Annotated in this window: 14 protein-coding genes; 8 read left to right on the top strand and 6 right to left on the bottom strand. The window is 66.7% G+C overall.

The annotated features are described in order from the left end of the window. Positions 1-94 precede the first annotated feature (94 nt). Together ACQZF9_RS21015 and ACQZF9_RS21010 are read left to right on the top strand one after the other, a co-directional pair. Entirely contained in the window at positions 95-1033 is a 939-nt protein-coding gene (locus tag ACQZF9_RS21015; protein ID WP_428310916.1) for a homoserine kinase, read from the top strand. 152 nt (positions 1034-1185) lie between these two features. Continuing rightward, positions 1186-2487 carry an MFS transporter gene (locus ACQZF9_RS21010; RefSeq protein ID WP_428310915.1) on the top strand — a complete coding sequence of 434 codons (1302 nt, stop codon included), beginning with the start codon at positions 1186-1188 and terminating at the stop codon, positions 2485-2487. 9 nt (positions 2488-2496) lie between these two features. On the opposite strand, the gene ACQZF9_RS21005 is transcribed toward ACQZF9_RS21010, so the two are convergent. The 3 genes from ACQZF9_RS21005 to dmeF all read right to left on the bottom strand — a co-directional run bounded on the left by ACQZF9_RS21005 (position 2497) and on the right by dmeF (position 4799). Beyond that, a complete protein-coding gene (locus ACQZF9_RS21005) occupies positions 2497-2907 on the bottom strand; it encodes a PaaI family thioesterase (protein ID WP_428310914.1) in 411 nt (136 codons plus the stop codon). A gap of 68 nt (positions 2908-2975) precedes the next feature. Beyond that, the gene (locus ACQZF9_RS21000) at positions 2976-3713 is read right to left on the bottom strand and encodes a TSUP family transporter (RefSeq protein WP_428310913.1); all 738 of its coding nucleotides are present in this window, start codon (positions 3711-3713) and stop codon (positions 2976-2978) included. A gap of 6 nt (positions 3714-3719) precedes the next feature. After that, positions 3720-4799, bottom strand: coding sequence for a CDF family Co(II)/Ni(II) efflux transporter DmeF (gene dmeF, locus ACQZF9_RS20995; protein WP_428313470.1), 1080 nt, complete (start codon positions 4797-4799; stop codon positions 3720-3722). A gap of 205 nt (positions 4800-5004) precedes the next feature. Here dmeF and ACQZF9_RS20990 point away from each other — a divergent pair, with 205 nt between their 5' ends. Then, complete coding sequence (locus ACQZF9_RS20990; protein ID WP_428310912.1) at positions 5005-5604, top strand: glutathione S-transferase family protein; 600 nt, start codon at positions 5005-5007, stop codon at positions 5602-5604. Positions 5605-5623: 19 nt separating this feature from the next. Here the strand turns inward: ACQZF9_RS20990 and ACQZF9_RS20985 are convergent, their stop codons facing one another. Continuing rightward, complete coding sequence (locus ACQZF9_RS20985; RefSeq protein ID WP_428310911.1) at positions 5624-6019, bottom strand: GFA family protein; 396 nt, start codon at positions 6017-6019, stop codon at positions 5624-5626. Between the two features lie 63 nt (positions 6020-6082). On the opposite strand from ACQZF9_RS20985, the gene dapF reads away from it, so the two are divergent. The 5 genes from dapF (at position 6083) to hslU (ending at position 10213) form a co-directional block, all read left to right on the top strand. Beyond that, complete coding sequence (dapF, locus tag ACQZF9_RS20980) at positions 6083-6925, top strand: diaminopimelate epimerase (protein ID WP_428310910.1); 843 nt, start codon at positions 6083-6085, stop codon at positions 6923-6925. Continuing rightward, positions 6913-7611: a DUF484 family protein gene (locus tag ACQZF9_RS20975; protein WP_428310909.1), complete on the top strand. Its 699-nt coding sequence runs from the start codon at positions 6913-6915 to the stop codon at positions 7609-7611. The genes dapF and ACQZF9_RS20975 overlap by 13 nt, the downstream gene beginning before the upstream one ends. A 226-nt stretch (positions 7612-7837) precedes the next feature. Further along, positions 7838-8086 carry a hypothetical protein gene (locus ACQZF9_RS20970; protein ID WP_428310908.1) on the top strand — a complete coding sequence of 83 codons (249 nt, stop codon included), beginning with the start codon at positions 7838-7840 and terminating at the stop codon, positions 8084-8086. A 193-nt stretch (positions 8087-8279) separates the two neighbouring features. Then, positions 8280-8837 (top strand): ATP-dependent protease subunit HslV, encoded by a 558-nt coding sequence (gene hslV, locus ACQZF9_RS20965; RefSeq protein WP_428310907.1) that lies wholly within the window; start codon positions 8280-8282, stop codon positions 8835-8837. A gap of 50 nt (positions 8838-8887) precedes the next feature. Next, positions 8888-10213, top strand: a complete 1326-nt coding sequence (gene hslU / locus ACQZF9_RS20960) for an ATP-dependent protease ATPase subunit HslU (protein ID WP_428313469.1) — start codon at positions 8888-8890, stop codon at positions 10211-10213. A 91-nt stretch (positions 10214-10304) separates the two neighbouring features. On the opposite strand, the gene ntrC is transcribed toward hslU, so the two are convergent. Together ntrC and glnL are read right to left on the bottom strand one after the other, a co-directional pair. After that, positions 10305-11813, bottom strand: coding sequence for a nitrogen regulation protein NR(I) (ntrC, locus tag ACQZF9_RS20955; protein WP_428310906.1), 1509 nt, complete (start codon positions 11811-11813; stop codon positions 10305-10307). Further along, positions 11810-12892, bottom strand: a complete 1083-nt coding sequence (glnL, locus tag ACQZF9_RS20950) for a nitrogen regulation protein NR(II) (protein ID WP_428310905.1) — start codon at positions 12890-12892, stop codon at positions 11810-11812. Before glnL ends, ntrC begins: the two co-directional genes overlap by 4 nt. Positions 12893-12932: the final 40 nt, after the last annotated feature.

Here is a 12932-nt window from a genome sequence, read left to right as displayed (position 1 = left end):
GTAAATTTAGCGTGATTCCACGCTTGAACGTCGCCGGATTCGACAGGCCGCCGGCTTCCGGCAAAACTTCATCCCCTTCACCGGTCGAGTGCCCATGTCCGTCTTCACCAAGGTCTCCCACGCCGAGCTGCAGCAGTTCCTGAAGCAGTTTCCGGTCGGTGAGCTGATCGGCCTGCAGGGCATCGGTGAGGGCGTCGAGAACACCAACTATTTCGTCGACACGCACGACGGTCGCTGGGTGCTGACCTTGTTCGAGCGGCTGAACTATGCGGATCTGCCGTTCTTTCTCGGGCTGATGGATCACATCGCCTCGCGTGGTCTGCCGGGCGCGATGCCGGCGCGGACGCACGCTGGCGAGAATCTGACGACGCTCAACGGCAAGCCGGCGGCGCTGGTGCGGCGGCTGGTCGGCCAGAGCGTGCTGTTCCCGACCCTCGAGCAATGCGTGCAGGTCGGCCGCGCGCTCGGCGATCTGCACGTGGCGACGGCGTCGTATCAGGGTCATTGCCAGAACGATCGCGGTCCGGCGTGGCGCGAGCAAACCGGTCGCGGCCTGCTCGCGCATGTCGATGCGACCACGCGGGCGCTGATCGAGGACGAGCTGGCGGCGCAGGCCAGGCTCGATCTGGCGGCGCTGCCGCAGGGCGTGATTCACGCCGATCTGTTTCGCGACAACGTGCTGTTCGTCGAGGATCGCCTGACCGGCCTGATCGACTTCTACTACGCTTGCAACGACGCGCTGCTCTACGACCTGGCGATCACGCTGAACGACTGGTGCATGGAACCCGAGGGCGTGCCGAACGTGGCGCGCTGGAATGCGTTGACCACCGCCTATTGCTCGCGTCGCGGGCTCGGCGACGCCGAGATCGCCGCCTGGCCGCTGGTGCTGCGCGCGGCGGCGCTGCGCTTCTGGCTGTCACGGTTGTGGGACTGGACCTTCCCACGCGAAGGCGACGTCGTGCACGTGAAGGATCCGAACGCTTACCGACGCATTCTCGAGCATCATCGCGAGCATGCGCCGCCGGCGTTGTGAGTTCGCCGATCCTGTCCCTCGGTACGCCTCGCAAGCGAGACTACTCGTGACGAACGGAATGTGAGCGAAACTCCGTTCGTCCCGAGTAGCCGCGTAGCGGCGTATCGAGGGATGGCGCGGAAGGCAGAATTAGAAAACGGGAGAGAGAGCAGATGCTGGGTCTGACGCGCTACCAATGGACGGTGCTGTTCGCCGCCTGGCTCGGCTGGGGCTTCGATATTTTCGACGGCCTGCTGTTCAACTACGTCGCACCGAACTGCGTGCCGACGCTGCTTGGCCTGCAGATCGGCTCGCCCGAAGCCAAGAGCGCGACCCTGATGTGGACCGGCATCATGACCGCGACCTTGTTGATCGGCTGGGCCGTCGGCGGCGTGATCTTCGGCCTGGTCGCGGATCGCATCGGCCGCACGCGCACCTTGCTGATCACGATGCTGCTGTACGGCGTCGGCACGGCCGCTTGTGCGTTCGCGCCGAACATCTGGGTGCTGCTGGCGTTTCGCATCGTCGCGGCGCTGGGCATCGGCGGCGAATGGGCCGCCGGCGCGGCGATGGTGGCCGAGGCGGTGCCGGAGAAGAAGCGCGTGGAAGCCGGCGCGTTGCTGTACACCTCGGCGCCGTTCGGCCTGTTCCTGGCGACTTACGTCAACCTGCAGGTCGCCGGCAACTGGTTCGCGGATTCGCCGGAAACCTCGTGGCGCTACGTGTTCCTGTTCGGCCTGCTGCCGGCGGCGATCGCCTTCGTCGTGCGCTTGTTCGTGCACGAGCCCGAACGTTGGCAGAGCGCGCGCGCCAGCGGTCCGCCGCCGCGGCTGCGCGAGCTTTTCACGCTGGAAAACCGCCATCTGACGATCAGCGGCTTCCTGATGGCGGTGATCGCGCTGCTGGCCTGGTGGAGCTGCAATGCCTTCATCCCGGTAGTGTCGACCGGTCTGGCACAAACCGAGGCCGCATCGCTGGGCCTCGACGCCGCGCAGACACGCGCACTCGCCGAGCACTGGAAAACACTGGCGACCACCTATTTCAATCTCGGCGGTCTGATCGGCACCCTGCTGACGATTCCGGCGTCGAAGCTGCTCGGTCGCCGGCCGATGTTCGCGCTGTATTTCGCGCTGTCGGCGGCGGCGCTGTTCGGCACTTTCGGCCCGGACTGGAGCGGCGTCACGCGGCTCTACGGCTACTTTGCGATCGGCCTGACGGTGTTCGGTGTGTTCGGCAGCTTCACCTATTACCTGCCGGAACTATTCCCGACGCGGCTGCGCGGCACCGGCTCGGGCTTTTGCTACAACATCGGCCGCATCATCGCGGCCGTCGGGCCGTTTCTGGTCGGCAGCATCGCCGCGCACGGTGTGCAGAGCGCGGTGCAGGTGCTGTTCTGGGTCGGCGTGGTGCCGCTGGTCGGCCTGCTGCTGATGCCCTGGGTGGTCGAGACGCGCGGACGCGCGCTGCTCGACTGAGCCTGGCGTCTACGGCAGCACGTAACTGCCGGTGATCAGCGCGGCGATGTCGTCGCGCGCGGTGGTGCTGACTTCCACCTGCATCACCACCAGCCGGCGGCCGGCCTTGAGCACACGCGCCCTGGCGATCACGTCGCCGGGAAACGCGCGCGCCAGGAAGTTGCAGTTGAACTGCGAAGTCAGCGCCATTTCGTCGTGATGCTGGGCCAGCAGCACCGCGTACATCGCCGCGTCGGCCGCGGCCATCAGCACCGGGCCGGATACCGAATCGCCGGGCCTGAGCATGCGCGGGTTGTAGGGGATGCGCACGGTCGCGTTGTCCGGCGTGATTTCATCGACGATCAGGCCTTCTCCTTCGGTCGACGGCAGCCCGGTGCGGATCAGCTCCTGCACGGCTTCGGCGGTGAGCAGCGTCTTCATCGCGGTCTCCTGCTTGTTTCGTTATGTGCCGACACTGTAGCCCGGGCGAAACCCGGGTTGCACCCGGGCTACGCGAGCAGTGCGCTGGCGCCTTCCCAAAGCAGCTTGAATGACAACACCACCAGCAGCGCCTTGAACAGCTGCGCGAAGCGCTCCTCGTTCAGATAGCGCTGCAGGTAGCGGCCGGTCCAGGTGCCGGCGATGACGGCGACGCATAGCGGCAGCAGGATGTCCGGCCGCGCGAACGCGCTGAAGCCGATGAAGCCATAGGCGAGCACGCGCAGCAGATGGCCCAGCGCCTGACCCAGTGCCATCGTGCCGAGCGTGGTTTCGCGGCGCCATTCCGGCCGCAGATACAGCCGGCCGACCAGCAGCCCGGTGGCGCCGACGACCAGGCCGAAGGCGCCATTGAGCAGGCCGGCGACGACGAAGGAACTGCGCAGCGGCAGGGCCGCACGCGGCCTGCCGTCGCGGTCCGGAATCAGCGAAACCAGGATCAGCGCTGCGAGCAGCAGCTTCACGGCGTCCGCGTTCAGATGTTCGACCCAGGGCGCGACGACGAAGGTCGCCGGCACCGAGGCCAGCAGGAACCAGCCGGTCGCGCCCCAGTGCACGTGGCGCGCATACGCGGCGACGCGCGAGACGTTGGAGACCAGCTGCACTGCGGCGAACAGCGGCACCGCTTGCACCGGCGGCAGGCCGATCGCGTAGAACAGGCCGATCAGGATGCTGCCGCCGCCGAGGCCGGCGACGCCGGACAGCGCCGCGGTGCAGAACGCCGCCGCGGCGAGGGCCAGCGTGAACATCATCGACTAGTGAGCGTGATGTCCGTGACCATCATGCGAATGATCGTGATCGTGATCGTGATCGTGATCGTGATCGTGATCGTGATGCGTGGCGTGCGCATGCGACTGCGCGCCCGACGATGACTCCACTTCGACCGTCACATGCACCAGCCCGGACAAACCGGCGAGGCGCGCCTTGTACTCGCCTGGCGTCAGCGGCGCCGCCGAGGTCAGCGACACGATCACTGCATGCTTGCCCGGCGCCAGCCGCCACAGATGCAGGTCGGCGATCTGCGCGTCGCCGCCTTCGATCGCGCGACGCACGCGATCCGCGAGCCTGGCGTCGACGCTGGCGTCGAGCAGCACCGCAGCGGTGCGACGCGCCAGGCCCCAGGCCCAGTTGCCGATGACCAGCGCACCGACGATGCCGACGGCCGGGTCCATCCAGCCCCAGCCCATGTAGCGGCCGGCGAGCAGCGCGGCGATCGCCAGCACCGACGTCAGCGCGTCGGCGATCACGTGCACGTAGGCGGCGCGCATGTTGTGGTCGGCATGCTGGCCACCTTTCACGTCGTGGTGATCGTGGTCGTGATCATCGTCATGCGCGTGCGCCGCATGATCATGCTCGCCGTGATCGTGACCATGATCGTGCGAGCCGCCCGGATGCAGCAGCAGCGCGCTGGCGAGGTTCACCGCCAGGCCGATCGCGGCGACGATCAGCGCCTCGCCATAGGCCACCGGCAGCGGCGACAACAGCCGCAGCACCGACTCGTAAATCATCGTCGCGCCGATCGCGCCGAGTAGCAGGCTGCTGGTGAACGCGGCGAGGTCGCCGACCTTGCCGGTGCCGAAGCTGTAGCGCGTGTCGTCGACGTGGCGGCGCGCATAGCCGTAGGCGAAAGCGCCGACGCCGAGCGCGACCGCGTGGCTGGCCATGTGCCAGCCGTCGGCGAGCAGCGCCATCGAGCCGGACCAGTAGCCGGCGACGATCTCGACCACCATCATCGCCAGTGTCAGCACCACGACCCAGCTCATGCGCCGGCCATTGTCGCCGTGGTTGTCGCCGAGGAAGGCGTGGCGCTGTTCGCTGCTCTGCGCCGGGCAGATGCGCGGTTCGGCGGCGGCAGCGTGGTGATGCGGGTGCGTTGAGGCGTTCACGGCGGCGTCTTCGAGCGAGGGTGCAGCGGGGCGCACAGTATGGAACGCCGCGCCGCGTCCGTCATTTGCGCTCACAGCCGCTGTCAGCCCATTTCGTTTCCCGGCGCGCGGCCTTGCTGCGAGACTGCGCGCCGTCGAATAGCGCGGGGGACGCATGATCAGGCTCTATGGCATGACCGGTTCGGGCAACTGCTGGAAGCCGGCGGTGGCGATGAAGATGCTGGGCATCGCCTTTGACTGGACCGAGATCGATTCGGTCGGCGGTGAAACCCGGCGCGCGCCGTTCCTGGCGCTGAACCCGAATGGCCGCGTGCCGCTGCTGCAGCTCGCCGACGGCCGCCTGCTCGCCGAATCCAACGCGATGCTGTGTTATCTCGCCGAAGGCACGCCGCTGCTGCCACCGCCGGGCTATGAGCGCGCCAAGGTGCTGGAATGGATGTTCTTCGAGCAGTACAGCCACGAGCCCTACGTGGCGACCGTGCGCTTCTGGATTCACTACCTCGGCAAGCGCGAGGAGTGGCGCGACAAGATCGCCGAGGCCAGGGTCAAGGGCTATGCCGCGCTCGCCGTGATGGAGACCGCGCTGGGCAAAACCGCGTTCCTGGCCGGCGAGACTTTCAGCATTGCCGATATCGCCCTGTATGCCTACACCCACGTCGCCGACCAGGGCGACTTCGATCTGACGCCCTATCCCGCGATCCGCTCCTGGCTGGCGCGCTGCGAAGCGCAGCCGGGTTTCGAGGCTATGCGCTGAGGGCTGGTTGCATCTCACCTCAGGCTTGCGACAGATGCGCCAGCGTCGGGCCCGCCAGTTCCCAGTTCTGCCCATCGAAGTCCTCGTAGTCGATGTGCTCGATCGTGCCGCCATCGACGCAGCGCAGGCTGATCGAAAAGCCGTCGGGATTCGAGCGCGGCACGTAGAAGCTCTTGATGCCGCAGACCGAGCAGAAGCGGTGCTGCGCCACGCCGGTGTTGAAACGGTAGGTCGTCAACCTGTCTTCGCCCGACAGCAGCCTGAAATCGCGCCCCGGCACGATCAGGTGCTCGTAGCCGGTCATCGCGCACATCGAGCAGTTGCAGCGCTGTACCAGGACCCGCGCCGGTGCCTGGAATTGGAAACGCACGGCCCCACAATGACAGCCGCCGGCATGGGTGATCTTGGTCGTCACGAGGCGCTCATGTTGAGAGTAAAAATTGATAGGCGGCGGAAAAGTCAATAATATTGCACAACCATGAAGTTCTCTTTCACCAAGATGCACGGCGCCGGCAACGACTTCGTCGTCATCGACGCCACCCGCGAGCGCTTCAAGGCGACGCCGGAGTTGCTGGCGCGGCTGAGTGACCGGCGCTTCGGTGTCGGCTGCGACCAGGTGCTGGTGATCGAGGCGCCCACCGCGGCGGGCATCGACTTCGACTATCGCATCTTCAATGCCGACGGCAGCGAAGTCGGCCAGTGCGGCAACGGCACGCGCGCGCTGGCGCGCTACGTCCACGAGCATGGCCTTTCGGACAAGCCCAGGCTGCGCGTGCAGACCGCGACCGCGACCATGGAGCTGCAGCGGCTGGACGGCAATCAGGTGCGCGTCGACATGGGCGCGCCGCGCTTTGCGCCGGCGCAGATTCCGCTGGCGCTGCCGCAGGCCGAGCGCTATCGCCTGGAGTCCGCGCGTTTCGGCGCCATCGAGTTCGGCGTCGCCAACATGGGCAACCCGCATGCGGTGATCCTGGTCGCCGACGTCGACAAGGCCGAGGTCGAGGCGATCGGCCGCGAGCTGCAGGCGCGGCGCGAGGTGTTTCCGGAGAGCGTCAACGTCGGCTTCCTGCAAATCGTCGATCAGGGCTTCGGTCGCTTGCGGGTCTACGAGCGCGGCAGCGGCGAGACGCTGGCCTGCGGCAGCGGCGCCTGCGCGGCGGTGGCGGTTGCGCGGCGCTGGGGCCTGTTCGGCAGCGCGGTGAAGCTGCAGCTGCGCGGCGGCGAGCTGCAGCTGGAATGGAGCGGCGTGGACGCGGATTCTATTTTGATGACCGGTCCGGCCGAGACCGTTTTCAGCGGGGAAATCGAATGGCAGCAGTGAAAGAGCCACCGGCAACGGCGCTGACCGACGAGCAGGTGCTGGCCTATCTGAAGGCGCACCCGGATTTTCTGGCGACGCATCCCGAGCTGCTTGAGACGATGCAGCTGCAGCACGGCACCGGCAGCGCGGTGTCGCTGATCGAGCGCCAGGTCGAGGTGCTGCGCGGCCGCAGCCAGCGCCTCGAAGACCGCATGAGCGCGCTGCTCGAAAACGCGCGCGACAACGAAAAGCGCGCGACCAACGTGCATCGCCTGGCGCGCACGCTGATCCGCGCACCGACGCTGGCGGCGGCGATCCTCGGCCTGCAGCAGTGCATGCGCGAGGATTTCGGCATCGACGAAGCCTGGGTCGGCGTCTCGCCGGGCCTGCTCAAGCGCAGCGACATCGACGGCCTGCAGCGGCTCGATGCCGAAGGCGCGGTGGTGCGCCAGTTCGACGACTTCCTGCGCACCAAGCTGATCGAGTGCGGGCCGCTGTCGGAAAAGCGCGCCAAGCTGCTGTTCCCGAAAGCCGCCGAACTGCCCAGGTCCGCCGCGGTAGTGCCGCTGGAGCGCGACAAGAACCTCGGCATGCTGGTGTTGGCCTCGCGCGACGCCGAGCGTTTCCAGCCGCGCCAGGGCAAGGTGTTTCTGGAGATGACCGCCGAGCTGGTCGCCGCCGCGGTTCGCGCCAAGCTGGTGTCCTGACGGCCGGGGCGGCGTCGGCTCGCTGCATCTGGCGCAGGTCTTGGGCCGGCTCATCCGCAGGTAAAACGGGCCAAAACGCCGTAAGGGCGGGCCCTCAAGCTGAATTGGATGTGAATAGGTCGTCGTCGTTCAGTTTATTTGCTGCATAATCGGGGCTGTCGCCATTCTCGGCGGCGTCGCTGGCCGCGTAATAGCCAGCACCATTTACTGACCTGGGAGTTGTTCAATGAAGCGTGAACTCGTGATCGCCCTGGGCCTCGCCTCCGTGCTGGCGCTGGCCGCTTGTAAGAAGAAAGAAGAAGCCCCTGCTGCGGAACCGGCCGCTCCGGCTGCCGAGACGATGGCCCCTGCTGAAGCCGCGCCTGCCGATACGATGGCAGCTCCGGCCGAAGCGCCGAAGTGCCCGACCGAAGCCGATCCGAACGCGGCCTGCCCGGAAGCCACCCCGGCTCCGGCGGAAGCGCCGAAGCAGTAAGCTTCTTCGGTACGAGCTGAATCGCCGGCAGCGCATCGCCGGTGTTCAGGCTTCGATGACGAAGGCGAGGGGAGCAATCCTTTCGCCTTCGTCGTTTGCGGCGCCCGCGCAAGGCGGGCTCGCCAGCGGTTGAAATCATCTGCGCCGGGCCCCAGATTCTGTGGCCCTACCCAATCGGGCAAATCGTATCCCCATGCAGCAATTCGACGGAACCACCATCGTCTGCGTCCGCCGCGGCAACCAGGTCGCGCTCGGCGGCGACGGCCAGGTGTCGATGGGCAATACCCGCGTCAAGAACAACGCGCGCAAGGTGCGCCGCCTGTACGGCGACAAGGTCATCGCCGGTTTCGCCGGCGGCACGGCCGACGCTTTCACGCTGTTCGAGCGCTTCGAAGGCAAGCTCGAGCAGCACGGCGGCCAACTCACCCGCGCCGCCGTCGAGATGGCCAAGGACTGGCGCAGCGACCGCTACCTGCGCCGCCTCGAGGCGCTGCTGATCGTCGCCGACGCCGGCACCTCGCTGATGATCAGCGGCAATGGCGACGTGATGGAGCCGGAAGAACACGGCGTGATCGCGATCGGCTCCGGCGGCTCTTTCGCCACCGCCGCGGCGCGCGCGCTGGTCGACAACACCACGCTGGGCGCGCGCGAGATCGTCGAGAAGGCGCTGCATATCGCCGCTGAAATCTGCATTTATACCAACCACCATTTGACGATCGAGAGCATCGACGCCGGGCAGGCCGCATCGTGAGCCAAGACCAGAACAACGCCGTCGCGCCGGGCAGCGGCGTCGCCGCGTCGATGACGCCGCGCGAAATCGTCCAGGAGCTGGACCGTCACATCGTCGGCCAGAAGGCGGCCAAGCGCGCGGTCGCGATTGCGCTGCGCAACCGCTGGCGCCGTCAGCAGGTGACCGGCGCATTGCGCGCCGAAATCAGCCCGAAGAACATCCTGATGATCGGCCCGACCGGTGTCGGCAAGACCGAAATCGCGCGGCGCCTGGCCAAGCTCGCCAACGCGCCGTTCGTGAAGGTCGAGGCGACCAAGTTCACCGAGGTCGGCTATGTCGGCAAGGACGTCGATTCGATCATCCGCGATCTGGTCGACGCGGCGGTGAAGATGACGCGCGAGCAGGCCACCCGGCGCGTGCGCGACCGCGCCGAAAGCGCGGCCGAGGAGCGCGTACTCGACGCCTTGCTGCCGCCGCCGAAGGATTTCGGCGAGGCCAGCAGTCAGCGCCAGTCCGAGAACGGCGCGGCGCGCCAGGTGTTCCGCAAGCAGCTGCGCGAACACCGGCTCGACGACACCGAGATCGAGATCAAGCTCAACGCAGCGCCGCCCAACGTGCAGCTGATGGGGCCGCCGGGCATGGAGGAAATGACCAGCCAGCTGCAGCAGATGTTCGCCAACGTCGGCCAGGCCAAGACGCAGTCCAAGAAGATGAAAATCCGGGACGCGCTGAAGCAGATCACCGACGAGGAGGCACTGCGCCTGGTCGACGAGGAAGCGATCAAGACCGAGGCGCTGCACAACGTCGAGGAGAACGGCATCGTCTTCATCGACGAAATCGACAAGGTGGCCAAGCGCGGCGAATACGCTGGCGCCGACGTGTCGCGCGAAGGCGTGCAGCGCGATCTGCTGCCGCTGATCGAAGGCTCGACCGTGACCACGAAATACGGCGCGGTGAAAACCGATCACATCCTGTTCATCGCCAGCGGCGCGTTCCACATGAGCAAGCCCAGCGACCTGATTCCGGAGCTGCAGGGCCGGCTGCCGATCCGCGTCGAACTGGAGGCGCTGAAGACCGAAGATTTCGTGCGGATTTTGACCGAGCCGAACTACTCGCTGACCGAGCAGTACCGCGCGCTGATGGCCACCGAAGGCGTCACGGTCAGCTTCAGCGCCGAAGGCATCGGCCGGCTCGCGGCGATCGCCTGGCAGGTCAACGAAAGCACCGAGAACATCGGCGCGCGCCGCCTGCACACGGTGATGGAACGGCTGATGGAAGAAGTGGCTTTCGATGCGCCGGACCGCAACGGCAGCGAGCTGCGCATCGACGAGGCCTACGTCAACGACAAGCTGGCGAAGCTCGCCGGCAACCAGGATCTGAGCCGGTACATTCTGTAGAGCTGCGAGGTCTCAGTCGCGGACAGGGTCCGCTCCTACAGTCGTGATCAGATGCTGTAGGAGCGGACCCTGTCCGCGACCGACGCCAGCGCTACTCCATCCCCAGTTCCTTGATCTTGCGCGTCAGCGTATTGCGCCCCCAGCCCAGACGCCGGGCGGCTTCCTGGCGCTGGCCGTGGCAGGCTTCGAGCGCGACTTCAATCATCGTGCGCTCGAATTCCGGCGTGGCCTCGGCGAGCAGATCGCTGCGGCCGGCTTTCAGCTCGGCCGCGGCCCAGTTGCGTAGCAGGCCAGACCACGGCGAATCGCCGGCAGCGCTGCCGCTGCTGACGATCGCCGGCGCAGCGAAACCGGTTTCCGCAACCGGCGGCTTGTGGTCGCCCGCCGAGCCCGGTGCCGCGACCGGCGCATGGCGCAGCGCCGGCTCCGGCAGACGCCGCGCGTCGCGCAGCTCCGGCGGCAGATCCTGCAGATGCACGTCGGTGCCCGGCGCCATCACCGTCAGCCAGCGGCAGGTGTTTTCGAGCTGGCGCACGTTGCCGGGCCAGTCGAAATCGCTGAGGCGCTCCATCACCTCCGGCAGCAGGCGCTTGGGCTCGGTCTTCAGCTCCTTGCCGGCCTGCACCAGGAAATGGCGCATCAAGATCGGAATGTCTTCGACTCGCTCGCGCAGCGGCGGAATGCGCACGCGGATCACGTTGATGCGGTGGAACAGGTCCTCGCGAAACTTGCCTTCGCGCACCAGGGTTTCCAGGTCCTGATGCGTCGCCGCGATTACGCGCACGTCGACTCTCACCGGCGAAACGCCGCCGACGCGATAGAACTCGCCGTTCTGCAGCACGCGCAGCAGCCGCGTCTGCAGGTCGCTCGGCATGTCGCCGATTTCATCCAGAAAAAGCGAGCCGCCGTCGGCCTGCTCGAAGCGGCCCTTGCGCTGCATCTGCGCGCCGGTGAACGCGCCGCGCTCGTGGCCGAAGAATTCGGATTCCATCAGGTCTTTCGGAATCGCCGCGGTATTGACCGCGATGAAAGGCCGGTTCGCGCGCGGCGAGTTGTTGTGCAGCGCGCGCGCCACCAGCTCCTTGCCGGTGCCGGATTCGCCGGTGATCATCACCGTGATCTGGCTCTGCGCCAGGCGGCCGATCGCGCGGAACACGTCCTGCATCGACGGCGCTTCGCCGATGATCGCGGTCGGCGCCGCGGCTTCTTCCTGCGGCTCGGCGACCAGACGTTTGGACGCGGCGCGGCGCACCAGCGCGGCGACGCCGTCGACGTCGAAAGGCTTGGGCAGATATTCGAAAGCACCGCCTTTGTAGGCAGCGACCGCCGACTCCAGATCGGAGTGCGCGGTCATGATGATCACCGGCAGCAGCGGCTTGGAGGCGCGCACGCGGTCCATCAGCTCCAGGCCGTTGACGCCGGGCATGCGGATGTCGCTGACCAGCACGTCGGGCGTGTCATCGGACAAGGCGTCGAGCAGCTCGGCGGCGCCGGGGAACACGGTGACCTGCATGCCTTCGCGCGCCAGCGAGCGCTCCAGCACCCAGCGGATCGATTCGTCGTCGTCGACGACCCAGACGGTCAGTGCGGGCGTGTTCATGCCGGCGTACCGGTCGAAACGTCGAGCGGCATGTAGATCGAGAAGACGGTGTTGCCCGGACGTGACTTGCACTCGATGACGCCACCATGCGTATGGACGAGGTATTGAGCTATCGGCAATCCAAGTCCCGTGCCTTCGGCACGCATCGTCACCATCGGGTAGAAGATTTTGTCGATCATTGCGGGAGGTATTCCGTGTCCGTCGTCTTCGATATCGATTTGGACGACCAGGCGGTGACGGGTACCGCCGATCGTGTATTGCCGCCGTGTGCGCGAGCGCAGCGCGATGCTGCCCTGCTCGCGTACCGCCTGCAGCGCGTTGCGCAACAAATTCAGTACCGCCTGGATCAACTGCTCGCGATCACCAATCAGCTCGGGGATCGACGGGTCGTAGTCGCGCAGAAAAGTCACGCCGGCCGGCGCCTCGGCCTCGACCAGCTGGCGCACGTGCTCCAGCACTTCGTGCACGTTCACCGGCGCTTTCTGCGAAACGCGGTTCGGACCGAGCAGGCGGTTGACCAGGTTCTGCAGGCGGTCGACTTCGCGAATGATCACGCGGGTGTATTCGCGATGTTCGGAATCCGGGAATTCGCGCTCCAGCAACTGCGCCGCGCCGCGGATGCCGCCGAGCGGGTTCTTGATCTCGTGCGCCAGGTTGCGGATCAGCTCGCGCGAGGATTCCTGCTGCGCCAGCAACAGCTCGTCGCGCGAGATGCGCAGGTGGCGGTCCATCGGCAGGATCTCGATCAGCAGGCCGACATGCTTGCCCAGCTGCAGCGGCGTCACCGTGCAGTCGACGGTCATCGGCTGGTCGCCGCTCTTGCGCAGCTGCAGCTCGCGCTCGATGAAGCCGGTGCCGGCCTTCAGCGCGTCGCGCAGCCGCGACATGTGCGGAATGAACTGCGGAATTGCCTGGCTGAACGTCTCACCGACGGCGTAGCGGCGGCTGACCCCGAACACGCTTTCGGCGGTCGAGTTGATCGACAGCACTCGCAGCGTTGAGTCGAGGCTGATGACCGCGGTGCTGAGCCCGTCCAGAATCTGTGCGGGCGCCGCACGACTGCTGGGGGCGAGCTTCATATGCTCCGTTTTAGCAAAAGCCGGGCCAGAATGGCGCCCA

It is taken from the genome of Hydrocarboniphaga sp. (genome assembly GCF_965279055.1).
In the GTDB taxonomy this organism is placed as follows: domain Bacteria; phylum Pseudomonadota; class Gammaproteobacteria; order Nevskiales; family Nevskiaceae; genus Hydrocarboniphaga.
This window is presented reverse-complemented; position numbering and strand designations above follow the sequence as displayed.